Origin of the sequence: Ottowia thiooxydans (assembly GCF_040548795.1) — a bacterium.
GTDB lineage: Bacteria > Pseudomonadota > Gammaproteobacteria > Burkholderiales > Burkholderiaceae_C > Ottowia > Ottowia thiooxydans_A.
The window spans coordinates 137,733-161,925 of the sequence record NZ_JBEPSH010000009.1 but is presented as its reverse complement, the minus strand read 5'-3'; the positions used below and the strand labels follow the sequence as shown (position 1 = coordinate 161,925).

Below are 24,193 nucleotides of genomic sequence, written 5' to 3'. Positions count from 1 at the left end.
AACCATGGATACTCCCGCTCTGTACAACTTGGCGCCTGCCTTGCGCCTGATGGGCATGGGTGCAGTCATTGCGCTGGGGCCACTGGCCTGGGTGTGGCTGCGCAGCCGACAGGCGGCGCCACAACAACGCTTGCGTTCGCTGACGTTGCTCACTTTGTTTCTGACTTTTGACCTGGTTCTGTTTGGCGCGTTTACGCGCCTGACGGATTCAGGCTTGGGTTGCCCCGATTGGCCGGGCTGCTACGGCCATGCGAGCCCCGTAGGCGCGCGAGATCACATCGCCACGGCGCAGGCGGCCATGCCCACGGGCCCGGTTACCCACGGCAAGGCTTGGGTAGAGATGGTTCATCGCTACCTTGCCACGGGCGTAGGCGTTTTGATCGTGGTATTGGCTTTGACTACCTGGTTGCACTGGCGCCGGCAACGTGATGGGCTTCACCCCGGGTGGCCAGCATTTACGCTTTTCTGGGTGTGCGCGCAGGGGGCTTTTGGGGCTCTCACCGTCACTATGAAATTGTTCCCTGCCATTGTGACCTTGCACCTGCTGGGAGGGGTGGGCCTGTTGGTCCTGCTGGCCGTTCAGGCCGAGCGATACCGCCAGTCAGCAGGTGGCATACGCGAAGTGCTGAGCGCAGGACTGCGCGGCCTGCTTTGGCTTGCAACCATTCTCGTAGGTGTTCAGATTGCACTGGGTGGTTGGGTAAGTACCAACTATGCTGTTTTGGCCTGCAACACTTTCCCTCAGTGCCAGGGTAGTTGGTGGCCCCAGATGGACTTTTCGCAGGCATTCGAGCTGTGGCGTCCCCTGGGGTTTTCGGGTGACGGCACGGGGCTGGAGTTTGTCGCACTGACGGCAATTCACTATACCCATCGCCTTTTCGCTTATGGTGTGTTCATTGTCATTGGCCTGCTGGTGTGGCGCTTGCATCGCGCGGGCGCATTGACCGCTCAGACACGATGGATTGGCGCGCTCACATTGCTGCAGTTGATCACCGGCCTGTCAAACGTGGTGCTGGACTGGCCCCTCGTGGCGGCCGTGCTGCATACAGGGGGCGCGGCTGCGCTGGCCACCGTTTTGGCCTGGGCCTTGTGCGCAAGCCGTATTGAAACTGCTCGTCACGCCGCGCCTGCCCTGGCCAGCGGCGTGGTTCAAGGAAGGTTGCCATGAGCACCCGCACACCCACACCTACGCCCGTTCCATCCAGCCAAGCTCCGGTGCCCGAGGCTGCGCTGACAGGCGCGATGCCGGTATGGCGTCAGTACTATGTGCTTACCAAGCCTCGCGTGGTGCAACTGATCGTCTTTTGTGCCCTCATAGGCATGGTCGTGGCCATACCCGGCGTGCCCAGAGGAGCCGCGCTGGCGCGTATGGCCATTGCGTGCCTGGGGATCTGGCTGGTCGCTGGCGCAGCCGCGGCCTTCAATTGCCTGATTGAGAAGTCCATTGATGCCAGGATGAAGCGCACCGCCTGGCGCCCGACAGCGCGCGGAGAGCTTTCAGATCGACAGGCGCTCACCTTCTCGGCGCTGCTTTGCGGCGTGGGTTCCGCCATCTTGTACATCTGGGTGAACCCGCTCACCATGTGGCTGACCTTTGCGACCTTCGTCGGCTACGCGGTGATCTACACGGTCATTCTCAAACCGCTCACCCCGCAGAACATCGTGATCGGCGGGGCATCCGGGGCCATGCCGCCGGTGTTGGGCTGGACTGCGATCACCAACCAGGTGGGGCCGGAAGCACTGATCATGTTCTTGATCATCTTTCTTTGGACACCACCTCATTTCTGGGCCCTGGCGCTCTATCGGGTAGAGGACTATCGCAAGAGTGGGTTGCCCATGCTGCCCGTCACGCATGGTAATGAGTTCACCCGCTTGCAGGTGCTGCTCTACACCATCATCTTGCTGCCCGCGTGCCTGCTGCCTTTCATCTATGGCATGAGCAGCTGGTTTTATCTGGTGGCCGCCATTGTGCTCAACGCTGGGTTCATCTGGTACGCGTTCAGGCTGTGGAGGCAGTATTCGGATGAGTTGGCTCGCAAGACTTTCCGTTACTCGCTGATCCATCTCGCCTTGCTCTTTGCAGCGCTCCTGGTCGATCATTATTTCATCTGACCTCTCCACAAAATGGAGAGAGATTCGCTGGCGCCCACACCCTGACGCCTGCTCAACATGAGGATCTTTATGCAACGCCGATCTACCTTGAAAAGCTTGGCAGCCGCTAGCGTGCTGCTTCCCCTGGGCTTGCTAGGTGCCTGTTCCGAGTCCAAGACGGTGCAGTTCCAGTCTGTCGACATCACCGGCGCGGATTACGCCAAAGGCTTTAAATTGACAGACGTCAATGGGCAAGCCCGAACCCTGGAAGATTTCAAGGGCAAAGTCGTGGTGCTCTTTTTTGGATTTGCACAGTGTCCTGACGTTTGCCCAACCACCTTGTCTGAGCTGGCTGAAGTCAAAAAGATGCTGGGTGCCGATGGCGACAAGCTGCAAGGCGTGTTTGTGACTGTGGACCCCGAGCGAGACACTCCCGAAGTGCTTAAAGCCTACACAGCAGCGTTCGACCCGAGCTTTGTTGCACTGTATGCTGATTCACCTGAAAAGCTGGCCGAAACCACGAAAGACTTCAAGATCTATTTCAAGAAGGTGGACGGCAAGACACCCGGCAGCTACACCATCGACCACACCGCTGCCAGCTACATCTACGATCCTTCTGGCAGACTGCGCCTGTACTCCCGCTACGGCAGCGGAGCCAAACCATTGGCCAACGATGTCGCCTTGCTTTTGAAAGGCGCCTGACGGGCCGCCTGGCGAGCGTTGCTGCGGCTGCCCGAACACTCGCGATCCTGATCGCAATGTCATCAATGTGTCGCCGCTACTCTTGTCGGTTATTCGCAAGCTACCAGTGCCCCAACTGCCGATAACACTCGCGCATTCAGACACTTACTTTTCCTTGTCGATGTAGCGCTTTGGGGTTTCGCCGGTCATTTGGCGGAAGAATGCGATGAAGGCGCTGTCGCTGGCGAAGCCTAGTTCAGACGCTGAGCGAGTGACGCTAAGGCCTGCCGCGAGCAAGTCCACTGCTCTTAAGAGCCGCCAGCTTTGCCTCCATCCCTGATAACTCATGCGGGTCTCGCGCCGAAAGATGCGAGTGATGGTCCGCGCGCTTGCGCCGACTCGTTGTGAGAGTACTTCCAATTCCGGTGGTAGCTCCTCTAGATCCAGCCGGGCAAGCCGCGGATCGGATGGAACCGGCAGGAGCATTGGCTCATGACGCGCAGTAGCCAGTTCATCCATGCAGACGGCGAGTAAATTGCGCTCCGCCCCTTGTGACCAATCTGTGTCGAATGGCTGGAAGCTGATACGCTCAAAAACCTCTCGCAGCAGAGGGAGCATCGTGACAATGGCCGGTTCTGCAAAGGGCATGACAACGCGCGCTGGATCGAGGTAGATCGAGCGATATTCCACCTCGCTGCGTATACAGACCCTGTGTGGAATGCACGGCGGAATCCAGGCTACGCGGATGGGGGGCAGGATCGAGATCGCGCCCGGCAGCGTTATGCGGATCGAGCCGGCAAAGGCAAAAAGCAACTGCCCGCGCCCGTGGCTGTGCCAGCCAGAGTCATGCTGGACCAGACGCGAGGCGATTCCTGCGACAGGCTGTGCTATCTGGTCGACATCAAAAGGATCCGATGGGGCCAGCCAAGCCATAGATTACCTTGTTCTTGTCCAATTTCCGACATATTTTGTCATAACGTTTGTAATGAACAGAGAGGTAATTTGAGAGAGTAGCGGTTTCAACATCGAGATTCGCTCCCATCGTGCTCCGCCGTCCGCCTCTTGCCCTCACCATACTGCTTCTGAGCTTTCCCCAGGTTGTGGAGACCATCTACAGCCCGGTCCTGCCGCTGATCGCAAGGGCCTATCGCGCTACGCCACAAGAGGCTGCTCAGACGCTGTCGCTTTGGTTTGTTGCTTTCGCATTCGGCGTGGTGGTCTGGGGGCGGCTGAGCGATGTTGCTGGCCGTCGACCTGCGCTGCTTGCCGGATTGGCGCTTTATGCGGTCGGAGCCGGCTGGGCGATGGTTGCCGGGGATTTCGCGCAGCTTCTCCTCGCCCGGTTGAGTTCGGCGTTTGGTGCGGCGGTGGGCTCGATTGTCACGCAGACCGCACTACGCGATAGCTATCGCGGCTCGGATCTCGCCCGCGTTTTCTCCTTGCTCGGGATTGCCTTGGCAGTCAGTCCCGCCATTGGGATGTTCCTGGGTCAAGAGATCGCTTCCCGCGCAGGTCATCAGGGCGCGTTCGCCGCATTGGGTTTGCTTGCGGTCGTGCTTCTAGGGCTGAATTTTGCTTTCTGGCCCGAGACCCGACCATCCAAAGTTCAGACTGCACGTTTTCTGCCGACCTTGCACGACATGCTGCGGGACGGCGATATCTGGCGCAATGCTGTTCTGATCTCCGTCTTCAATCTAGCCTTCTTCGGGTACTACCAACTTGGCCCCTTCGTGTTTGAAAGGTTGCAGGCTCGGTGGTTTGAGTTCGGAGACAGCGGCATCTTCCTGGCAGGAGCCTCGCTCCTTGGCGCATTCGCAAACTCGGTGCTGCTGCGGCGTGGTTGGAGCGCCGGCCAACTGGTCAGATTGAGTGCTTGGCTGTTGGCCATCGGCGCAGGAATTCTGGTCCTGCTTGCATCAAGCCCAGCCTTTGTTATCGGAATGGCCGTCGTTGCGTTGGCCTATGCCATGGCGATCCCCAATATCCTTACCGGGGCCCTGCGGAACTATGCGGACCGGCTTGGCACCTCGGGCGCCATTCTGAGCATGCTCTATTACGTACTACTCGGGCTGGGGTTGATGGTGGCGGGTTTTGGCCAGAGGCTGGATCTTCTCCTTGTGGCCTGCGCCGTACTCGCAGCTCTTGTCCTTGGATCAAAGCGGCTGGTCCGCAGATAACTTGGGTATGAGTCGGCAGACCTATCTGCGGCCGTTCTTCGCTTCCATTCTGTGGTTCGCATATCGAGAGATTTTGCGGACAGGAGTCGGGCGGTCGGAAGTCAGGTCAGGTTTCGGAAAGCGCCGGTATATGGGAAATCCGCCTAAGTTATTTATAAACCTGCGGTATCTGGCTGTGGCGTAGTCGAGCGGATTTTGATGTGGGAGTCATGATGAAATGAATAATGACCCCCACGCTCCCTCGCTTCGCGTGGTCTGCACTCCCGAGCGGGTATTTTGGGCCCGGCAATGAAAAATGGCCCCCCGCTTTCCCGCTTCGCGAGGTCCGCTGCCCCCTATGCCGGGCGCCCCCGAGGGGCGCTTTTTACTTTGGGACGGCCCGGCCAATAAAAAAAGCCCGCTGGTTGGAGCAGCGGGCTCTTTAGCTGTTGAATGGACGGCTCAGGCGTATTCCGCCAGTGCTGTCTTCATTTTTTTCATGGCAGCCACCTCGATCTGGCGGATGCGCTCCGCGCTGACACCGTACTCGCCGGCGAGTTCGTGCAGCGTCATACCGCCGGATCCGTCGTCCCGAACGTTCAACCAACGTTCAGTGACGATGCGGCGGCTGCGTTCATCCAGGCCTCTCAATGCGGTTGCGATGCCTTCGGTGGCCAATGCGTCGCGTTGGGCGGATTCAATCATGGCAGTGGGCTCATGATTGACGTCGGACAAGTAGGCGATAGGGCCAAATGCCTGGTCTCCATCGTCAGCAGGTGCGGGATCGAGCAGGACGTCGCCGCCAGAAAGGCGCATCTCCATCTCGCGCACTTCCTCAGCCTTGACGTTCAGCTGACGGGCGACCACGTCAACCTGGACATCAGAGAGGTTGTCACGGTAAGTGACGTCCTGTTCGGCGTCTTCGGCCTTGAAACCCTGTTTCATGGACCGGAGATTGAAAAATAGCTTGCGCTGGGCCTTGGTGGTGGCCACCTTGACCAAGCGCCAGTTTTTCAGAATGTATTCATGGATCTCGGCTTTGATCCAGTGAAGGGCGTAGCTCACCAAGCGCACGCCCTGGTCAGGGTCAAAGCGCTTGACGGCTTTCATCAGCCCGACGTTGCCTTCCTGGATGAGGTCAGCGTGAGGCAGGCCATAACCCAGGTATTGGCGCGAAGTAGAAACTACCAGGCGCAAGTGTGAGAGGACCAGCTTACCGGCTGATTCGACGTCGCCTGTGTCGCGCAAATCCTTGGCGAAGCGTTGTTCTTCCTCGTGCGTCAGCATAGGCATACGGTTGACAGCCGTGATGTAGGCGTCAAGGTTGCCCAAGGACGGGACGACGGACCATGGATTGGCCAGCGCCACCGCAGTGGCGGCAGGGGTGGAAACCGCAGTGCTCATCTTGGAATGTCCTTTAGTCATAGTCAAGTATTTTAGCACTCTGTTGGAGTGAGTGCTAATGAGAAAAGTTCATTCAGAAACACAACTCTACGCTGGATTTTTTCACCCTGCTGGCTGACGGGATGTAGGAAAGCTGAGTATTGATATGTGAGGTGATGGATACGACCCAAAACACCGCCTGGATCACTGCCCACTACCCTCAAAGCCACAGCCAGGCCCCTGCTCGTCTTACAAACTTTACGGAGCAGACACGCGCGTGGTCGATGCCCCCTGGCTTGCCTGCTCCTTCTTGCGTTTGGCTTCGCGCTCGACACGACGTTTGTTGGCCAATGCCCGGATTTCTTCTTGCGTCACGAATCCATCGCGATTCGCGTCGGCGGCACTGAACTCTTCGGCCAAGGAAGGCTTGAAACGGGTGATCCAGGCGGTTTCGTCACGCGACAGTCGGCCATCTGCGTTTTTGTCCAGCATACGAAACCACTTGATAGCTTGCTCGTCACCTTTATCTGCCTTATCTACTTTGACAGTGGTGGTGTTGCCGGTGGCAGGTGCTGATGCCGCCGATTTAGGCTGTGCCAAGGCGGAACCAGCAGCGGCCAGCCACACGGCCCCTGCAAGAGCCACTGTGATTTTTTTAGAACTCATGCTGGTTTGTGGGCGCCGGGCGCAGGGAGTTCCCTTGTGAGCTCTGGATTTGTAACTCCGCTCGTGACGTGGCCCGCGGGAACGTGACGGGCCGCATGCTCTATGTGCCCGGCTTGGTCGTCGAAAAAGAAATCGGGTTCAAATTCCCTCAGGAATTCCCCTTTGGGCAAGCCCCCCAGGAACATGGCTTCGTCCACGCCCACCCCCCAGTGCATCAAGGTACGGATAGCGCGCTCGTGAGCAGGTGCGCTGCGCGCGGTAACCAGCGCAGTGCGAAGTCGCATGGAGCCCCCGCTTGACTGCTGCAACCGGTGCAGAGCAGCGAGCAGGGGTTTGAAGGGGCCATCCGGAAGGGGGAGGGCCGCTTTGCGCTTTTCGTGGGCCTGGAACGCGGCCAATCCCTTCTTCTGAAAAACCAGCTCTGCTTCGTCCGCAAACAACACGGCGTCACCGTCAAACGCGATTCTCACTTCATGGGCGTAGTTGCCCATGGCCTGGGCCGAGTCAGTCACTACACGTGCAGCTGGAAAACCCAGGTTGAGCGCTCGGCGGACATCCGCTTCATTGGCAGATAGAAAAAGGTGCGCACCCAGAGGGCGCAGATAGCCGAAGGGATCACGTCCCTGCGTGAAAACGCCGCGCTCCAGGTGCATGCCCGCAGCGCCTGCGCTGCGAAAGACGCGCATGCCGCTCACCGGGTCGTTGCGCGAAAGAATGACGACTTCGACCCTGCGATGATCCGGATCGTTGAATGCCAGGAGCTTGCGGACCAGGGAGAAGGCCACACCAGGCTTGGCAGGGGCGTCCAGTCGTTCGAGCTGCAAGCGCATATACGCTTGCGGATCTCCTGCCTCGAACAGGCGGTTCTCTTCCTCGAAATCAAAGAGTGCCCGCGAAGAAATGGCAACGACGAGTTGGTCTTGAAGTGAAGCGGGCATGAAAGGCCTATTTAACCCACTGGTTGAGCTGCATGATGGGAAGCATGACCGCCAGCACAATCAGCATCACCATGATGCCCATGGCCACGATCAGGAGCGGCTCCAGTACGGTGGCCAACTGCATGGCGCGGCGCTGGACCTCGGTGGAGAGTTGAGTGGCTGCTCGCTGCAGCATGATGGGCAGTTGCCCGGTCTGCTCACCCAGGCGTGCAAACATGGCCAGCAAGCCGGGAAAGCGTTTTTTCTGCGCCATGGCCGACGCCAGTGGCGCGCCTTCCCTCACCAGTATCAGCGCATCTTCTGCATCTGCGCGCATGGCCGTGTTGTTCAATGTCTCTGCGGCAGCTTGAAGAGCACGCAAGATAGGTACGCCCGAGCCCGCCAGCATGGCCAGCGTACTGGCAAAGCGGGCGGAGTTGTAGCCGCGTGACAGGCGCCCGACGATGGGCAGGTTGAGCCAGGCGGCGTCGAATTTCTGTCGCAGTGCAGGCCTGCGCAAGGCCCACCGGGTAAAAAATGTGGCCAGCACGATGGCAGCCAGCATCCACCAACCCCAGCCGCGAACGAAGTCGCTGATGGCCAGCATGGCCACCGTGAGCCAAGGCAGGGCATGCTTGGAGCCCGCGAACACGGTGGCTACCTGGGGTACGACGTAGCTCACCAGAAAGATCACGATCACGATGGCCACGACGGTCACGATGGCCGGATACAGCGCAGCGCCTATGAGTTTGGCCTTCAAGGCTTGGCGTTCTTCCAGATCGTCTGCAAGCCGTTCCAGCACGGTGCCGAGGTGACCACCTTGTTCGCCAGCTGCGATGACGGCCACGAAGACCTGAGAAAATTCGCGCGGGTGCTGCATCATGGCTTTGGCCAGGGGCGAGCCCGCGTTGACTTCCGAGCGCAATGCAGCGATCAGATTGCGTTGTTTTTCATCTTCAGCCTCTTCTGCCAGCGCCGTAAGGGAACGTTCAAGAGGCAGGCCAGAGGAGACCAGTCCGGCGAGCTGGCGCGTCCAGATGGCCAACTGGGTGGAGTTGAAGGCACCGCCGCCCAGAATGGGTTTTGACAGCAGCCCCGGCCCGTCGATACCGCCGGACACCGGGTCGACGTTCAGTGGCACCAGCGCCTGCCCGCGCAAAAGCGAGCGTGCTGATTTGGCGGTATCGGCCTCAATGACGCCCTTGCGGGTCTTGCCGTCGGCTTGAAGGGCCTCGAAGGAATAGGCAGGCATGGTGGCGATGTTACCGGTATAGGCACATGCCTTAGCTTAATGTCCCTTGGAAAGGTCAAAGTTCGATGGCAGCCCGAAGCCAGAGTGTGCGCCCAGGTTCGTTCAGGCGCCTGCCGCTGGAGAACCCGAAGCCTGCATCACCTGACAGGTTCAGGTGTTCTGCATAGGCTTTATTGAAAAGGTTGTCCACGCCTGCGAGCAGCTTCAATCGCTTATGGAGGCGGTATCCCGTATGCAAGGACACGACGCCAAAGCCGCTGCTCGCGCCAAAGTCCTTGCCGACCACGTTGCCCTGTCCTGCGCTCACACGGCGCTGAGCGGGAACCAGGCGCCACAACCCGCCCGCGTTCCATGGGCCTTGCGTGTAGTTGAGCCCCAGGCGCAACTCCGCGGGTGGGATTTGTGGCAGCGGGCGGCCGTCGGTCTGGTTTTTAGCCCATGTGCCTGCCACTGTGGCCTGCGCGTTCCAGGAGGCGGCGAGCCGGTACTGGCCTCCAAGCTCGAAGCCCATGGTGGCTGCGTCCACATTTCGAACGGCTGACTTGCCGCCCAGATAGTCGAACAAGATGTAGTCTTGCACCACACCCAGGTAGCCGGAGACCCAGAGTTGCCAGGCTTCGCTCTTCCAGCGCGCGCCCACATCGAACTGTGTGGTTTTCTCGGGCCTGAGTGTGGCAAAAGCATTGCCTTTGTCGCTCGCACTGTTATGGGGGGAGATCAGCTCCCAATAATCTGGGAATCGTTGAACGTGGCCCAGGCCTGCATAGACCACTTCGCCGTGGGTTAGCTTTTGCTCCCAGCGAAGCAAGCCGCTGAGCAGGGCGCGGCGGCTTCGGTGGTCTTCTCTGCTGTCTGAACAGCGCCAGGCCTGCGCATGGTCCAGGCGTATTCCGCTGATCCAGCGGGTGCGTGGCCCGGATTGCCAACTGGCTTGTCCAAACCATCCCAGGTTGGACAGTTTGGCGTCGGGATTCCAGCTGCGTTCCTGATAAGACGTGGTGGCAGGTCCGCCGCGCCACTCCAGCGGGCTGCGCTGGGCATCGATGCCGGTGATAAGTTGCCAGTTCTCAGAGGGCTCGAGGGTAGCAGCCACGCGTGCGCCGGACGTTGTTCGGCGCACCTCGGTTGCCCAAGCGGTCGCCATGCCATCAGCGGCGGGGAAGGGCCGCAAGCTGTAGTTGTCCATCACGTGGTTGATGTGATTGGAGTAGGCCGTTGCTTCAAGTTTTGACCACCAGGGCGTGATGTGTTGCTTTTTAAAACGCATGCCAAAGCTGTGTCGGCGAAACTCCACGCCGTCCATGCTGCGGCCTGCGTATCTGGCATGGCCATCGCCCATGCCCGCGGTGAACTCAACCAGCGTGTGAGCATCGGGCGTGAGACCTAGGGCGAGATCGGCGTTCCACTTTTTCCAGGCTGAGGGAATTCGCACACCATGGCCGTCGAGGTAATCGCTGGCCTCTGACCGATTGGCTGTGCCCCGCAAGTACATCTGCGAATGCCCGGCTTCCAGCTCTGCGGTTTGATCATTTCGGCCGCGTGTTGCACTCAGCATGTTGGCGCTTAACCGGGCTTCGGGTTCGGTGAAACTGGGCGTGATGCGATCAAAGCGCACGACGCCGGCTGATGCGCCCGGTCCCCAGATGACGCTTTGAGGGCCCTTGATGACAATGAGTTGATCAAAGGTTTCTGGGGAAATGTACGAACTTGGAGCGTCCATGCGGCCGCCGCAGGCACCGAGCAGGGTTGTGCCATTGGTGAGCAGAGGCAGGCGAGAGCCGAACTGGCCGCGAAAGACGGGGTCGCTGTTGGAGCCACCGCTGCGAATGGCTGAAAACCCTGGAATGGTCTTCAGGTAGTCTGCTGCGTCGCTGGCCGGTATCGGCTGGCGGGGCTGCTTGGGGTCTGCCACCACCTCTGTCGGCGACTGATCGTGCACTGCCGTAACCACCACTTCTGCCAATGCGTCTGGAGCTTCTTGTTGATTCAACGCCGCCGTTGCTGGCAGTGCTGTGAACAACACCCAGGAAGTCACTGCGGTAGGGATGCGGGAAAGTTTGAAGACGCGAGCAGGATGGAAGTAGGAAGCGGGCATGCAAGGGTCTGGACCCCATGGCAGGAAAGAACCTGGTGGCAGTTTCCGGCCGAGGTGAGGGATGAACGGGAGAAAAGTGACAAGCCAGGTGCGCCCGCCAGATTGGCCTGATCAGGCTTTGGTCACTGGCGCAGGCCCGATCGGCAATTTTGTAATTTTAATAGCTAATTAGTATTAATTATTTGACTGTGCCCTGCGGCGAGATGGATTTTTGGTTTTTGTCTTGCAGGTCGCCGGCTTTTCTAACCGGGCGAGCACGGCGAAATCAAACGTGTTCGTAGCACTCAAATAAAGATTTCCCCAGTTAACCAATTCCCATGAAAAAGAACTATATTTCTTGTTGCAAATAATTACCTGAATTAACTTGTAATGTGTTTTGTTACTTTTGAGTTCGGGTCGTCCGGCTTTGGCGAGCCGGCATCTTTTTAGTCTCCGAGCCCAACTGAAGAAAACCATTTCCATGAACAAGAAAAACAACTCCGTGGGCTGCCTGCGCCCTTTGGCTATGGCCTGCGCCTTGCTGATCAGCGGATTTGCAGCAGAGGCCCAGGTCTCTTTGTCTGGGGCCAACGGCGTGGCGGTGAAGTCGCCCTCCGGATCGGTGATCACCGGCTTTGCCAATGACGGGTCAGTGACTATTCCCGCCTTGGGAACGACGGGGGGCTACGTGTTCACCGATTCCGCAGGCAAGTTGTCGGTAGGTGCGGGCCCGATTGGCCCTGTCGGCGCGACGGGAGCAACAGGGGAGACGGGTGCAACGGGCGCAGCGGGTGCAACGGGCGCAGAGGGACCTACAGGTGCTGCGGGGCCCACTGGTGCCGTAGGGCCCACAGGCGCTGCCGGAGCTACGGGCAATGTCGGACCGACCGGCCCTTCAGGCGTCACAGGACTTATTGGTCCTACGGGCCCGGCAGGCGCGACTGGTGCCCTGGGGGCCATAGGTCCCACGGGCGCTGGGGGGGCAGCGGGTGTGGCTGGACCCACGGGGGCTGTGGGACCCATGGGACCTACAGGCGCGGCGGGAGCGCCCGGTACGCCCGGTACGCCGGGCTCTGCAGGCCCCACCGGACCTGCAGGCAGTGCAGGTGCTCAAGGTCCGACAGGGGCAGCCGGTGCCACCGGCGCTACTGGCCCTGCCGGCGTGTCTGCGGACGTCTATGGGAACGGCTCCAACGGCGCCATGACGATTTCTGGCAATACGAATTGGGAGACAAACCCGCCCAACAGTACCCTTCAATTCACTGGGTTCACTGTGAATGCCGGCGCTACGCTGACTGTGCCTAGTGGGCTGATCATTCGTGTGAGTGGTCCCGTCAGTATTGCGGGCAGCATTGTGGTGTCAGGTAGTCCTGCAGATGACAAAGGAATTGCTTCGTCAGAAGCCGCTTTCGACAACTCCGGTAATTCCACATTTGTTCAAAGTGGCGGGAGAGCGCGGCTCAATCCCCTGCTTGCGCGGACACTGGTGAATCCGGGGGCGGCGGGCGGCGGTGTGGGGCCTTACAGGCTAGCCCAGGGCGCGCTGGCCAATGCTGCCGGCGGAGGCACACTCGTGATTGCGGCCACCGGGGCCATTTCGGTCTCGGCTGCCGGGGCTATCAGGGCCAATGGGACCAATTCCCAAGGCATCGTGCCCAACGTCAGCGTTGGCGGCGGTGGCGGCGGTGGTGGTGTCATCGTGCTGGCATCCAAGGTATCCGTCACCAACACTGGAACACTCCAGGCCAATGGCGGCAAGGGGGCTGACGCTGCCAATGGGCCGTCGGGAGGATCTGCCTCCGGTGGTGGCGGAGGAGGGCTCATCAACCTGATCGCACCCAGCGTCACACAATCAGGCTTCGCAAGCGTCAACGGAGGCGCAGCAGGAGGGGGGACGAACACAAGCGTGGGCTTCGGAGCGGGTGGAGGAGGATCTGCTGGCAACGGCGGGAACTCAGGTGTGGGGAGTACAGCAGCTACTGCCGGCTCAGCGGGCATTGTCCTGAGCACTACTGCGGACCCTTCAAGTCTGTTCATGGGCGCTGCACATCTGCGTTAAAGCGTCAGTTACTGGGGTCTGAAAAGTGCAGGCGAATGCAAGCTTGAAGAAACAGCGTCGCCTGCCTTGGTACACTACGCCCCGTTGCCTCCGTAGCTCAGTGGATAGAGCGATCCCCTCCTAGACGTTTTTTGGGCACCAGATAAGCGAAAGCTGCTGTGTGAATTGAGTCAAATTCGGTGAACCCTCTGGGCTTCCAAGCCCGTGGCAACGCCGAGCCAAGCCCCTGTTGGGGAAGGTGTAGAGACTAAACGGCTCAGGCCTGCATGAACCCCACCGGGTTCAATGGCCAAGACATAGTCCAGCCCACGAACACACGCAAGGTGTGGCGGTGAAAACCGAAGTGGGATGAAGGGATAGGTCGCAGGTCCGATTCCTGCCGGGGGCACCATTTTCGTGCGATGCCAAAATCCATTTGAACGGCGCTAGGGCGTGTCGTCAATGAAACGCCTCACGCGCTGACTCGCCCTAGTATTTCAGCTTCGGGTACCACTTTGCGGGTCGTCCGCCGGGCGTGAGATCCAAAATTGACCATAGCGCTGCAATGTCAGGCGCGTCTCGTGGATCCTGTCCAGGATCGGCCATTTCTTTGGTCATTTCACTGGCCCAGAACAGCCGCACTTGGTCGCCGTCCTTCTTGAACACCACCAGCGCCGGGTATTCGCTTCCATCGTCCATGAGAATGCCCAGGTCCCTGGCGTAGTCATCGCCCACGGTCTGCACAAAGTTCAGGTCACGCCAGCCGCGCTCCTGTGCAAAGGCGTACTGTCGCTCCACCGGTGAGCGTCCCAGTACCTTCAGAGCCACCTGTTGCTTGATATCGGCCGCATTACCCTCTACAGAGCCCAGCCAGTTGGTGCACATGGGACAGGGTCGCTCGCGTTGCGGCCCATACATCCAGAAGTAGGTGACCAAGGTGTCCTTGTCGCCAAACAGATCTGCCAAGCCCACATCGAAACCTTGTTCGTCCTTGAACCTGTAGTCCTTGGCAATCACCGGTCCGGGCGGCAAAGCCTGGCGCTGTGAGACCAGGCGCGTCATATGCCGTCGAAACTCGATTTCCTCGGCCAAAAGGGCTTTGCGAGCAGCGTCGTACGCAGGCGACGCACCAGGAAAAGGCGTCCTGGCTTTTTCGGCCAACTGCGCTGCCGGGGTCAAGGAGGGGCCTGCAGAACTTGTTGTCATCGTTGCACTCCTTTGGCCACGATGGGCCTATGACCGCATAACTATGCCCACAAGGCCAGCCAACTGGAGTAGGAGAACAGCTCTTCTGACCCTAGGCCGACGAAAGCCTTGGGTATGAACAGGTTCAAAACTATGGCTACGGGCTTCCCAGGGAGATGGTTTGAAGGCTTTTCCTCAGATCCTTTTCCACCGCTGGAAACTCGCCTTTGGTGGAGTTGAAGTTGAAGACCAGCATCTTGCCCTTGTGGGGGGTCACCAACATGATGTTGTGGATGTCTGTGTCCACGGCCCGTGAAGTCATTTCAAGAAAGATCCACTGCTGGCCCTGCAGGTCCATGAGCTTTCTTTCCTTCCACTCAATACCGGGAATGATGCGGTCGAACACCTTTTCGAATGAGGCCTGCACCTCTGCCAACTTGTCCTTGGGCAGCTCAGTGGGCTTAAGGTCAGCCGCGATAGTCGTGGTGCGGCGGGGATTGCCCACCACAAAAGTGGGTGCCCGGCTGGAAGGGTATTTATTGCCGATTTCTTCAGCCGTGAGTTGAGTGAAGCCTGCAGGGGCGTCAAAAGACACGCCCGTGTCGGGAATCGTGAACGTAGCCGCGCTGGCGACGGTGGCCAGGAGCGCCGATGCAGCGACCAGGGTGAGTTGGATGAGCCGGGATTTCATGATGTTCGGGTGACCTGCGGGCCAATGTTGTTAAAGGGTACTGCGCTAGTCAAACGATAACGTGTAGATCAAATCCACCGCACTGCGCTCGCCAGCCTGCCCGCGCAGCAACCATCGTTTGGAAAGCTCGAAATAAACAAACAGGGTGCCCATGGCGCCCGCGAGGCTGTGCTCGTAGGTGGCGTAGAGCTTTTCAGACAGGCGTTTGCCCAGAGTGACCGTGGCTCCCGCTGTGCCGCTGTCCGTGTCGGCTCCACCGCTGAAGCTGAGCTCGTCCAGACCAAAGCGCGATGCCATGGTCCGGCCTTCCCGCCCTCCCATGATGGCGAGGGCTGCCTGTTGAAGCAGCGCGGACTCCGCACCACTGGAGGGGGCCGCACGACCGAGCATCAACCAGGCGAGCTTCTCACTGTCGGGAAGGTCTGGCTGGGCATACAGGCGAATGCGTGGGAGTAGCGCCGAACCTGTGACCTGCACGCCCACACGCTGATCAGACTGGTAGTTGGGCCGCAGCGCGAGGATATCGAAGGTGGGATCGGTCGCAGGGCCATTGAAGCGTATCACGCCGGTCTCGATATTCAACTGTTGGCTGTAGGCGCGGAAAGTCCCGCCGATCGTGTTGATCGTACCCGTCACTCTGGGCAGGTTGCCAATGGCTCCCTTCATGGCCAGGGAAAGTCTGCCGGCCAGTCGGGTGTTGATCCCCATACCGCGGACGCGGAAGTCCTCCCCCAAATCGATCTGAACCTCGCCATTGAGGCTGGCTGGAGCCTGCGCCCCGGCCGTGCCCTGCGGTACAGGTTTGGAGCCTGCTTCGTTTGCCACAGGTGACGGAGCTAACCCAGCGCTGGTGCGGGTAACGCCTCTGATCACAACATCGCTACCCAGTGTGGGAGCAGAGTCTTCTGGGAGCGCGATGAGGGCCTTGTCCACAGTCAGCCTGCCATTGACGGTGCTTTCGCGCCCGGCCACGCTGGCTTGCAACTGGCCGGAGACAATGACTTGACGGTCGGCACGCAAGCTCGCATGCAAGCGATCCAGTGTGGCGCTCATGGAGGCCTGTACCTGGCCGTCTTGCAGCCGGGCTTCGCCCGTGGCGCGCAAGCTGCCGCCTGCTTCCGCCGTGCCACCGCCACGCAGGCTGAATTCATCCAGTATCAGACGTTGCCCATCCAGACGCGCCCGGAGCCGTCCGCCACTGAATTCGATGCCGTCCACGACCGAGCGCAGCGCCAGATCATCGGCGCCCAGGGTACCCGACAGCAGCGGCTCTGCGCGAGTGCCTGCAATGCGGATATCGGCTGCCAGCGAGCCTCTTACTCGCCAGCCGGGAGGCGCCAGCTGGGACCAGGCGCCCACGCGTGGTAGCGCAGCCCGCAATTGGCCAGACAGAGGGGCGCTTTCGGGCCAACTCCAACTGAGCTTGCCTTCTTCGTTTCTGCTGGATGCAAATTGGGAGCGAACTTCGCCAGTCACAGTACCCAGCTGTTCGGTGTCCCAATTGAGTCGAAGCGTGATGGCCTGTCCGGCACTGCTCAACTGAACGCGCGCGTCCTTCAGGCCGGCGGCGATGCGCGTCTGCACTCCGGTTACTGCGTCACGCGCGGTCACGACCAAGTCACCTCTCGTGCGGGCCAGTTCGGCATCGATGCGCATGGTTTCGCCCAATTGGGCATTCCACTGTCCATCGAAAATCACGTCCCCCGTGACACCAGAGTCGCTTAACTGCGAGCCCGCGAACAATTCAGCCCAGGCCAGCGGCAAGCCGGTGATACGCCCGCTGGTGCTGAGTGTGCCAGCACGCCATTCAAGCGGTTGCCAAGCGACTGTGGCTTGCGATGGGGCCGCGCTCTTGAGCGGCGCGGTGAGCAGCAATTCACCGGCACTTGCCTTGAATTCGCCGCCGCCCTGCGCGCCCGATGCGGGCGCCCAACTGAAGCTGACGGGCAGGCGACTACGGACCTGCCACGGTGCATCTGTTCGTCCCTGGCTCAGGGCCGGGTCTTGTGCAATGAGCTCGAGTTGCCGCAAAGTTCCTTGCCAGCTAGACGCTGCCAGCGTCACGCCAGCCCTGCTGCGCCCGCCCCCTGCGTCTGCGCGAATCCTGAGCGTACGCTTGTCCTGCATCACCGTGCCGCGCAGTGCCAGTTCCGCCTGGGCCAGTCGGCCACTCAGATTGACCTGAGTGTCCTTCAACGCGATGGGACCGTTGGCTGGGGCGGTGCCCCCTGCGGCCAGGGCACCGCCATTCGAGACTGCCTCCGCACCACTGTTGACGCGCCATTGCGCTGAAGGAATGTCGAGTTGGGCCTTCACGGTGGGATCAGTCCATCCGCCTTGCCAACTTCCTTGGAGCGCCAGTTGGCCATTCGCCTGAGCAGAATCGAGTTCCGATGGCACGCCGGGTAGTTTTTGAATCCAGGCCAGGACTTTGGCGAGGTCGGTGACCTGGGCGTTCACCGTGCCACCTCCGGCACGTTCGGCGACGTTGGCGTCCAGCTTGATGAGTGCTCCCGGCGCGCTCAACTGAATCTGGCCTTTGCCAGAAGGAGCGTCCGGGCGTGCTTCTATGTTGGATCCGGTCAGTTCTGCGTCTGAGGTGAGCACGCGCAGCTTGGCGATCTGAAGCAAGCCTTCCTGCCAACGGCCTTGCGCGGTGGCGCTTTGCAGGCGCAACGCTTCAATGTCTCGGGCCAAAGCCGCTGCAGCGGTATTAGCGGTGCGTGCAGGTGGCGGCCGGCGGTTGGCGCGCGCTTGCAGTGCAGCGTCAAAATCCAGGGTGTTACCGGCGCCAGAGACGGTGGCACGCCCATCGAGCGGGAAAGGAGCCAGCTGTGTATGCAGCCTGGCGGGGTCAATACCGTTGAGTGAGGTGACCAACTGCCAGCGACCTGGATTGCCTGAAGATGGCGATGGTGCGGGGGGCGCAGAAGGAGAGGTTGATGTCGGTGTCGACTTCAAGGAGGGTGCGGATGCCGACCAGGAGCCTGTAGTCTCCAAAGTGCCGCCCGCGAGTTCTGCCTTGAGCGCCTTGATGGTGGCCACGCTGTCCTGCCAGATTGCTTGCGTGTTGAGGCGCTCCAGTGGCAGGCGCTTCTTGTCCCAGGGACCTGGCAATGCATTGGTGATCTGTGCAATCACTTCCCATCCTGCGCTCTTGCCGTCGGTTTGGGGGCTGGCGGGCGTGGGGGCAACGCTCAACTCTCCGGTCAGGCGGGTTTGCGGTCCTGCGGACCAAAAAGGTGCAACGTCGAGGTTGGCAAATCGGGCTGAAGCTTCCGGCAGTGGTAGCGCAGCCCAGGGCGTGATGCGGGCCGTGGCGTCCGCGCTGGCCAGGGGTGCGTCGCCATCGGTGGCTTGGCCGCGCACCTGGGCTTGCGCGCGCATTTCGGTCAATGGGCCCTGCACCTGCGCGTTCACTGAAAGGGGAACGCTTTGCACACCCTCTGGTGCCGGGCTTAAGAAATTCCCCGACAACCTGGCATCTATATCCGGCGATCCCACCGTACCCAGGCGAACTTCTGCCTGGTAGGTGCCTTGTGCAATCGTCGCGCTTTCAAGGCGAACCCGGTGATGGGCTCCGTCAAATCCGTAATGTCCCGCGACGTCTTCGGCACTGAAGACTTGGGGATTGACCACTTCCAGCTTGCCAGCCTTGAGCTCGTCAATCTGCACTTTCAGTGGCAGGCCGAGTGCTTGTGGTGGGCCGGAAGATGGCTCTGAATCAGGTGGGCGTTGGTCGTCGACCCGGATGTGTCGCGCACTGAGGCTGGTGAAGTGCAATTGACCACGGATCAGGGCCAGTGGATCCCAGGTGTAGCGTGCGTCGTACACATCCACGTTCAGACCACCTTGGTTCCAGCGTATGTGGCGAGCCTCACCTCCCCGCCGAAGTGCGCCTTGCAGGCCCTCTATGCCAAGAGCTTCAGGCGGTAGATAGCGTTGTCCCCAGCCCAGCACGCGGGCCAGTGATCCGTCGCTGCCTGCCCAGTACCAGAGCGCGGCCAGGCCAGAGGCCAAGAGGATCACCACGGAGGCGAAAAAATAGGCAAAACGCCTGAGCCAACGGCGCCTGCGAGCAGGCGGGGAGGGCGCTGGCGGGGATGGTGAGGCGGAAACCGGCAAAGTGTCCGAAACTGGCGCCGGCGCAGGGGTTGAGTGGTCGCTGGGCTCAGTCATCAGAAGACGAACCCAACCGACAGGTGCAAGCGCACTTTGCGTGTTTTAAGCCCGTAGGCGAGGTCAAGCTGCATGGGTCCTACTGGCGTTTTCAGGCGAACGCCTGTGCCTATGCCCAAACGGGGGTGGAGGTCCTTGGGTTTATCGGCCACATCGCCGAAATCGAGGAAGACGGTGTGCTCCAAAACGCCGGGCAGACGATCTTGCAGGATGGGGCGTTGCCACTCAATGCTGCCGATGGCCATGTAGCGTCCCGGACCGATCACACTGTCTGGATAGTCAATGCCGATGGCACGATAGGCATAGCCGCGAACTGTGTTGTCTCCGCCGGTGCGAAAGAGCAGGGCGCTTGGTACACGGGCGCCGCTGTTGGTGACCACGGCGCCGCTTTCGGCGCGCAGCGCCAGCCGACTGGCGCCGCCGCCTTCACCCAGGGGTACGATGCCGAGCCATCGGGCAACACCGCGCAGGAAGGGCTTTCTGACGCCTTCCAGGGTATAGCCGCCACCCAGCTCTGCCCCCAGGCCGTAGCCGCGCGACGGGAAGGGCAGGCTGTCAAAGTAGCGACCCGTCCAGATGTAGTTCACAGAAAGTGCAGAGCCGTCGCCGCTGCGCGCGTCCGTCAGTTGTGCTCCATCACGCTCGCTCACTTGCGCCCGGTCAAGCTGCACATACATATTGCGGTCAAACCGATCGTCATTGCGAGAGCGGCCAAAGCGCAGTTGCTGAGACACAGTGACCAGATTCTTGTCATCCAGCCTGTCTATTTTGGCGAGCGCTCCCCAGCGCCAACCATTCTCTCCGGGAATGCTCTGCCAATCGGTTTGCAGATAGGAGTGCTTCTGTTCTATCTGCATCTTGGTGATGGCTCGCCAGCCGATGCCCGGCACCCGGTTGTGACGGTACTCAAGGGACAGGCGCGGACCGCCATCGGTAGAAAAGCCGCCTCCCAGGACCACCTTTTGAAGCTTGGCTTCAGTCACCTGTATCTGTACGGGTACGGCTTCGGGGTTGTCTTCGGGATCGATGAAGACGGTGGCTGAATCGTAGTAGCCACTTGAAGTCAGGCGGTATTGCGCATCGTTGAGCTTGCGCTGGTCATAAATATCGCCAGGCTGCAGGCGGGCCAACCTCGGGACCAGAACGGGGTCATAGCGCTCGGTGCCCGTGACCTTCAATGGCCCGAGCCTGTACAAAGGACCGGAGTCAAGCTGAACACGAAGGTGTGCCAAATCGACCGCGGGGTCCACGTCGGCCAGGCTGTAGCCCACCTTCCCGGCCGGGTAGCGGCGCGCTACCAGCAAGCGCAAGGCATCCGTTTTGGCGCCGCTCCAGCTGTCCTGCGTGAAGCGGTCGCCGGTTTGCAGCTTCCAGCTTGAGCGGATCTCATCGCGCTGCTCCACGGTGCCGGAATCGCTTGACTGTGCCATATCGCCTTCGAAGTCGATCACGACCTTGCCGATGACTGTGGGCTCGCCGGGCTCGACCTCCATGACGATGGTGGGACGGGAGCCGCTCGGCTCTTCGCGTGTGATCTGGATGCGTGGATTGAAATATCCTTGCGTGCCAAGCAGTTCACGCAAGTTGCGTTCCGACAGCACCAGTAGTCGCTCAAGCTCAGCGCCTTCGAGGTCGGTGATGGCTTGAAAACGTTGCAGTTCGTTATGACGTTCGATCAAGGAACGCACGGAGTCTGGTGCCCGGACTTCGATCTCGAATGCCTTGACGGCAGGTGTATCGCCGGTGGCGCCTACGGCGCCTTGCGGTGTAACGACTGGGGGAGACTCTGGCTGAGCAGGCGGCTCGGACAGAGGCGATGGCCCTGCCGACGGTGTCTGTTCAGGAGGGGGAACGGGCGCCATCTGCGCCATGGTTTGACCGCTTGCCAGCCACGCGCATGCACACAGCGTACCGACCCGCCAAAAGCGCGTCCACCTATGTGCTGCGAAATCTGGATCACCAAGCAAAAAACGAAACTGCATCAAGTCGATATTTAAGAAGTCCCCGCATCCAGAAAATGACCCGGAAAGTCGCATATTATCGAATCTCGATGTTGCAACGCTTGTAGGAAATATGGCATGCCTGCTACAAACGGTGTGGTGCCCGGGTTCAACACGCCGGGGGTGGGTTTCGATCAACCCTTCGAGATGCTCGAGGCGTGCCATGAACGAGTGCAGAGAACTCTAGGACTTCTAGGGCGTCTGTCGGACCATATTCAGGCCCACGGCCATGATGCCTCTTCTCGTTCAGCCGCCGCTGATATCTTGCGCTATTTCGATATCGCTGCGCCGCTCCACCATGAAGACGAGGAGCGCCACCTGTTTCCTGCACTTTCAAAAAGCGACGACGCAGACATGCGCAAGCTCGTTTCCAGGCTGCGAGCAGATCACGTGAATTTGAGTGCGCTATGGAGCAGGCTGCGTGTAGTGCTTCTGGCCTGGCGCGACCTAGATCGGCCGCCTTCGATATCCAAGGCTGACCACGCTTTGATGGATGAGTTTTCACAGATATACACAAGCCATATTCCGCTGGAAGAATCCCTGGCGTATCCGCGTGCTCGCTCCTTGATCGATGCCGCTCAACTCGCCGACATCGGGCGCGAAATGGCCATCCGGCGAAGGGGTTGATAACCCCTGACTTGCATTATTTCGACAGCATCCGCATCGACTCTTCCAATCCCTTGAGCGTCAGGGGGAACATTCGATTGCCCATCAACTGCTGGATGACGGCAATGCTTTGGCGGTACTGCCATACACCCGGTGGTTCGGGGTTGATCCAGGCAAACTTGGGGAAGGCGTGCGTCAGGCGTTGCAACCACTCAGCTCCGGCTTCCTCGTTGTTGTATTCCACACTGCCACCGGGTTGCAGAATTTCGTAGGGGCTCATGGTGGCGTCGCCCACAAAGATCAGCTTGTAATCCTTGTTGTACTTTCGGATGATGTCCCAAGTGGGAAACTTCTCCGCAAAGCGCCGGCGGTTGTTCTTCCACATGAAGTCATAAACGCAGTTATGGAAGTAATAGAACTCCAGGTGCTTGAATTCAGCTTTGACAGCTGAAAACAACTCTTCCACACGCTGGATATGTTCATCCATGGTGCCGCCTACATCCATCAGCAGCAGCACTTTGACGTTGTTGTGCCGCTCGGGCACCATTTTGATGTCCAGCCAGCCTGCGTTGGCTGCAGTGGAACGGATGGTGTCGGGCAGATCGAGCTCAAGCTCATTGCCTTGGCGCGCGAACTTGCGTAGCCGCCGCAGGGCGACCTTGATATTGCGCGTACCCAGCTCCTGGCTGTCGTCGTAGTCCTTGTAGGCGCGCTGGTCCCAGACCTTGACTGCACTTTTATTGCCGCCTTTGCCGCCGATACGGATGCCGCGGGGGTTGTAGCCGCCATGGCCAAACGGGCTGGTGCCACCAGTGCCAATCCATTTGCTGCCGCCTTCGTGGCGCTCTTTTTGTTCCTCCAGGCGTTTCTTGAGCGTTTCCATCAGCTCTTCCCATCCCATCTTCTCGATGGCCGCCTTTTCTTCCGGGCTCAATTCCTTTTCGAGGATCTGGCGCAACCAGTCGGCGGGGATGTCTTTGGTGAAGTCGGTCAGTTGCTCCACGCCTTTGAAATAGGCGGCAAAGGCGCGGTCAAACTTATCGAAGTGCTTTTCGTCCTTGACCAGGGCTGTGCGAGCCAGGAAGTAAAAATCATCAATAGTGCAGGCATCTGGCTGCCGTGGGCCCACCACGTCGGCCTGCATGGCTTCCAGCAAGACCAGAAATTCCTTGACGGAGACCGGCAGCTTGGCGGAGCGCAGTGCGTAGAAAAAGTCGATCAGCATGGAAAAGCAACCTAAATAAGACGTCTGCCAAGGAGTCGCGTCATTTCTGCCCGGTCGGGGAGGTCATTTGTTGACCATGACGCGCCAAATACCCTTTGGCAAGCACGTTCTGAAGCCGAATTTCGCTAATTATGGTCGGGAACGCACTTTTTGACCTGTACCTCTGCGACAGCAAGCCTTACTGGCAGAGTTTTCCTAAAGATCTGTGCGCAGTGTCCAAAGCTCTGGAAACAGCACGACATCGAGCATCTTGCGCAAGTAACTGACTCCGCCAGTTCCCCCTGTGCCGCGCTTGAAGCCGATGACCCGCTCAACCGTGGTGACGTGGCGGAAGCGCCAGAGCCTGAAGGCATCTTCGAGGTCCGTCAGTTTTTCTGCGAGTTGATAGAGATCCCAATGCTGTTCGGGCGCGCGATAGACGCTCAGCCATGCAGCTTCGACCTCGGCGCTGGCTTCATAGGGCTTTGTCCAGTCTCGCTCCAGATAATTTTGCGGCACCGGGATACCTTGCCGGGCCAGCAGGCGCAGGGATTCGTCGTAAAGCGATGGCGCTTCGAAAAACGACTGAACCATGGCCAGCCGCTCAGGGTGGTGCGCATGCGGAGTCAGCATGGCCGCGTTCTTGTTGCCCAATGCAAATTCGATGCAGCGGTACTGAAAGCTCTGGAAACCGCTGGAAGGGCCTAGAAAAGGCCGGATGGCACTGTACTCGGGTGGCGTCATGGTGGCCAGAACGTCCCACGCATGCACCAGTTGCTCCATGATGCGGCTGGCCCGGGTGAGTTTCTTGAATGCAGGTGGCAGGCGGTCTTCGCGCAAATCGCCGAGGGCTGAACCCAGCTCGGTGAGCAGCAGTTTCATCCACAGCTCGCTGGTCTGGTGCTGAATGATGAACAGCATCTCGTCGTGCGCTGGCGACAAGGGGCGTTGGGCATTCAGGATCTGATCCAGATGGAGATAGTCGCCATAGCTCATGCTGCGGCTGAAATCGAGTTGCGCTTTTTCGGTATGAACAATGGTTTCAGGGGTGGCCATGGCGTTGTCCTCTG

At 59.8% G+C, this 24,193-nt stretch carries 18 protein-coding genes; 6 read left to right on the top strand and 12 right to left on the bottom strand.

What is annotated here, in order from left to right; genetic code table 11:
- Positions 1-4 precede the first annotated feature (4 nt).
- The 3 genes from ABIE13_RS21975 to ABIE13_RS21965 all read left to right on the top strand — a co-directional run bounded on the left by ABIE13_RS21975 (position 5) and on the right by ABIE13_RS21965 (position 2,793).
- On the top strand, positions 5-1,168 hold the full coding sequence (locus tag ABIE13_RS21975) for a COX15/CtaA family protein (RefSeq protein ID WP_354447427.1): 1,164 nt from the start codon (positions 5-7) through the stop codon (positions 1,166-1,168).
- Positions 1,165-2,112 carry a heme o synthase gene (cyoE, locus tag ABIE13_RS21970; protein ID WP_436278455.1) on the top strand — a complete coding sequence of 316 codons (948 nt, stop codon included), beginning with the start codon at positions 1,165-1,167 and terminating at the stop codon, positions 2,110-2,112. The genes ABIE13_RS21975 and cyoE overlap by 4 nt, the downstream gene beginning before the upstream one ends.
- Before the next feature lie 69 nt (positions 2,113-2,181).
- Complete coding sequence (locus ABIE13_RS21965; protein WP_354447425.1) at positions 2,182-2,793, top strand: SCO family protein; 612 nt, start codon at positions 2,182-2,184, stop codon at positions 2,791-2,793.
- Positions 2,794-2,937: 144 nt separating this feature from the next.
- On the opposite strand, the gene ABIE13_RS21960 is transcribed toward ABIE13_RS21965, so the two are convergent.
- On the bottom strand, positions 2,938-3,705 hold the full coding sequence (locus ABIE13_RS21960; RefSeq protein WP_354447423.1) for an AraC family transcriptional regulator: 768 nt from the start codon (positions 3,703-3,705) through the stop codon (positions 2,938-2,940).
- A 110-nt stretch (positions 3,706-3,815) separates the two neighbouring features.
- Between ABIE13_RS21960 and ABIE13_RS21955 the strand changes: the two genes are divergently transcribed.
- Positions 3,816-4,949, top strand: coding sequence for an MFS transporter (locus ABIE13_RS21955; RefSeq protein ID WP_354447421.1), 1,134 nt, complete (start codon positions 3,816-3,818; stop codon positions 4,947-4,949).
- A gap of 441 nt (positions 4,950-5,390) precedes the next feature.
- On the opposite strand, the gene rpoH is transcribed toward ABIE13_RS21955, so the two are convergent.
- From rpoH to ABIE13_RS21930, 5 genes are all read right to left on the bottom strand, one after another.
- Positions 5,391-6,332: an RNA polymerase sigma factor RpoH gene (rpoH, locus tag ABIE13_RS21950; protein WP_354447419.1), complete on the bottom strand. Its 942-nt coding sequence runs from the start codon at positions 6,330-6,332 to the stop codon at positions 5,391-5,393.
- Between the two features lie 237 nt (positions 6,333-6,569).
- The gene (locus ABIE13_RS21945; RefSeq protein WP_354447417.1) at positions 6,570-6,977 is read right to left on the bottom strand and encodes an EF-hand domain-containing protein; all 408 of its coding nucleotides are present in this window, start codon (positions 6,975-6,977) and stop codon (positions 6,570-6,572) included.
- Positions 6,974-7,915 carry a 5'-nucleotidase gene (locus tag ABIE13_RS21940; RefSeq protein ID WP_354447415.1) on the bottom strand — a complete coding sequence of 314 codons (942 nt, stop codon included), beginning with the start codon at positions 7,913-7,915 and terminating at the stop codon, positions 6,974-6,976. Before ABIE13_RS21940 ends, ABIE13_RS21945 begins: the two co-directional genes overlap by 4 nt.
- A 7-nt stretch (positions 7,916-7,922) precedes the next feature.
- Entirely contained in the window at positions 7,923-9,146 is a 1,224-nt protein-coding gene (gene gspF, locus ABIE13_RS21935; protein WP_354447413.1) for a type II secretion system inner membrane protein GspF, read from the bottom strand.
- A gap of 55 nt (positions 9,147-9,201) precedes the next feature.
- Positions 9,202-11,241: a TonB-dependent copper receptor gene (locus ABIE13_RS21930; protein WP_354447411.1), complete on the bottom strand. Its 2,040-nt coding sequence runs from the start codon at positions 11,239-11,241 to the stop codon at positions 9,202-9,204.
- Between the two features lie 460 nt (positions 11,242-11,701).
- On the opposite strand from ABIE13_RS21930, the gene ABIE13_RS21925 reads away from it, so the two are divergent.
- Entirely contained in the window at positions 11,702-13,279 is a 1,578-nt protein-coding gene (locus ABIE13_RS21925; RefSeq protein ID WP_354447409.1) for a hypothetical protein, read from the top strand.
- 468 nt (positions 13,280-13,747) lie between these two features.
- Here the strand turns inward: ABIE13_RS21925 and ABIE13_RS21920 are convergent, their stop codons facing one another.
- From ABIE13_RS21920 to ABIE13_RS21905, 4 genes are all read right to left on the bottom strand, one after another.
- Entirely contained in the window at positions 13,748-14,464 is a 717-nt protein-coding gene (locus tag ABIE13_RS21920) for a DUF899 family protein (protein ID WP_354447407.1), read from the bottom strand.
- Positions 14,465-14,600: 136 nt separating this feature from the next.
- Positions 14,601-15,134, bottom strand: coding sequence for a hypothetical protein (locus ABIE13_RS21915; protein ID WP_354447405.1), 534 nt, complete (start codon positions 15,132-15,134; stop codon positions 14,601-14,603).
- 45 nt (positions 15,135-15,179) lie between these two features.
- Complete coding sequence (locus tag ABIE13_RS21910) at positions 15,180-19,166, bottom strand: translocation/assembly module TamB domain-containing protein (protein ID WP_354447404.1); 3,987 nt, start codon at positions 19,164-19,166, stop codon at positions 15,180-15,182.
- Between the two features lie 146 nt (positions 19,167-19,312).
- Entirely contained in the window at positions 19,313-21,295 is a 1,983-nt protein-coding gene (locus ABIE13_RS21905) for an autotransporter assembly complex protein TamA (RefSeq protein ID WP_354447402.1), read from the bottom strand.
- A 96-nt stretch (positions 21,296-21,391) separates the two neighbouring features.
- Between ABIE13_RS21905 and ABIE13_RS21900 the strand changes: the two genes are divergently transcribed.
- On the top strand, positions 21,392-21,940 hold the full coding sequence (locus ABIE13_RS21900) for a hemerythrin domain-containing protein (RefSeq protein WP_354447400.1): 549 nt from the start codon (positions 21,392-21,394) through the stop codon (positions 21,938-21,940).
- Between the two features lie 16 nt (positions 21,941-21,956).
- Here ABIE13_RS21900 and ABIE13_RS21895 read toward each other — a convergent pair whose 3' ends face one another.
- Positions 21,957-23,144 (bottom strand): vWA domain-containing protein, encoded by a 1,188-nt coding sequence (locus ABIE13_RS21895; RefSeq protein WP_354447398.1) that lies wholly within the window; start codon positions 23,142-23,144, stop codon positions 21,957-21,959.
- 195 nt (positions 23,145-23,339) lie between these two features.
- A complete protein-coding gene (kynA, locus tag ABIE13_RS21890; RefSeq protein WP_354447396.1) occupies positions 23,340-24,179 on the bottom strand; it encodes a tryptophan 2,3-dioxygenase in 840 nt (279 codons plus the stop codon).
- Positions 24,180-24,193: the final 14 nt, after the last annotated feature.